Origin of the sequence: Emticicia sp., assembly GCF_049241225.1 — a bacterium.
Taxonomy (GTDB): domain Bacteria; phylum Bacteroidota; class Bacteroidia; order Cytophagales; family Spirosomataceae; genus Emticicia.
The window spans coordinates 1-1,375 of the sequence record NZ_JBMLRC010000492.1 but is presented as its reverse complement, the minus strand read 5'-3'; the positions used below and the strand labels follow the sequence as shown (position 1 = coordinate 1,375).

Below are 1,375 nucleotides of genomic sequence, written 5' to 3'. Positions count from 1 at the left end.
AAAAATCCAGCCAAACGTTCTGTATTATTTGTGATTCACGGAGCCGAAGAAAGAGGGCTTCTTGGTTCAAGATATTATTCTACTCACCCAACCGTGCCGATTGGTAATATTGTAGCTGTTTTAAATGGTGATATGATTGGAAGAAACCATATTGATAGTGCGACTGTGCTTGGAGCACTTCCGCCCCATAGAAACTCGGAAGAATTGATAAATATGACTTTAGAGGCTAACAAAGAAGGTCCAAATTTTAAATTAGATTATACTTGGGACGACGTAAAGCATATTGAAGGCTGGTATTTCAGAAGCGACCACTTACCTTATGCTCGCTTGGGTATTCCTGCACTTATGTACACAACCCTTTTGCACCCCGATTATCATACTCCGCAGGATAATGTAGAGAATATTAATTTTCCTAAGCTAAAGAAAATGGCCGACTGGATGTATAGAACAGGTTGGAAAGTAGCCAACGCCAAGCAAAGACCAGCCACCGATAAGAATTTTAAATTAGAAAGGTAAGTGCTGACGCACAATTAAGAATGTAGAATTAAAAATGTAGAATGTTAACTATCAGTATATTACGGAGCTTTTACTACATAAATAATTCAGACTTAGCACTTAAACGGCTTGCCCCTAAAGCCTTGTATTTTGTACGTATTAACTCAAACTTTGTTGTATGCTAAAAGGCGTTGTTATAAAATTGCCTTTTGTTAAGAGTGGCGTCTGATAACAAGTTTTTTACACATATATTAGCCCTTCCAAACATTTTTGGAGGGGCTTTTACTAAATAAAATACAGCATGGAATTGGACGAAATTTTACAATTCATAAATAGTGATGAATTTATAAATGTAAAAGAGAATTGGCAAAATACAGATTTATCAAAAATTGAGGAAAAACGAAAAAAATCTGACATAGAAAAATCTGGAATATATGCCTTGTTTAATGAAAATTATGGGTTCATCTATGTAGGAAAAGCCAAAAAGATTTATGACAGACTAAAATCACACAGTAAAGCAACTCAAGGAAATGAAAAAGCAGAGTGTTGGCGAGAATTTTTTATGGCAATAGAAGGCAATATTATTGCATATTGGTATCCTTTAGAAAGTAGGAATAATGAACTAAGAGAGGAGAACGTAAGACAGGTTTTAGAGCGATTGATACAATTGAAGTACGACCCGTTATTTGATAAAATTTACCCTCGTGGACAAAGAAAAAGTAAGCCTAATCTTCATGAATTATTAGAAGGATATTGTAAGAAGGGAAAAACGATAGAATGAGTAAGTATTTGATATTCACTCATTCTATCATTCACTCATTCAAAATTAACTCACCGTCCCGCCGTTCCAAACTTCTTTGTGCGGTTGGAGAAGAGCCAA

At 35.2% G+C, this 1,375-nt stretch carries 2 protein-coding genes; both read left to right on the top strand.

All coding sequences use genetic code 11. The features are described 5' to 3' along the window. On the top strand, positions 1 to 516 hold a 516-nt coding region (locus ACOVO2_RS25480; RefSeq protein WP_421772687.1), incomplete at its 5' end, for a M28 family metallopeptidase. 280 nt (positions 517 to 796) lie between these two features. After that, positions 797 to 1,276, top strand: a complete 480-nt coding sequence (locus tag ACOVO2_RS25475; protein WP_421772686.1) for a GIY-YIG nuclease family protein — start codon at positions 797 to 799, stop codon at positions 1,274 to 1,276. The last annotated feature ends 99 nt before the right edge of the window (positions 1,277 to 1,375 follow it).

What these genes read in the sequence shown, in the direction of transcription:
- ACOVO2_RS25475 (WP_421772686.1), top strand. Translation starts at nt 797, where the DNA reads ATGGAATTGGACGAAATTTTACAATTCATAAATAGTGATGAATTTATA.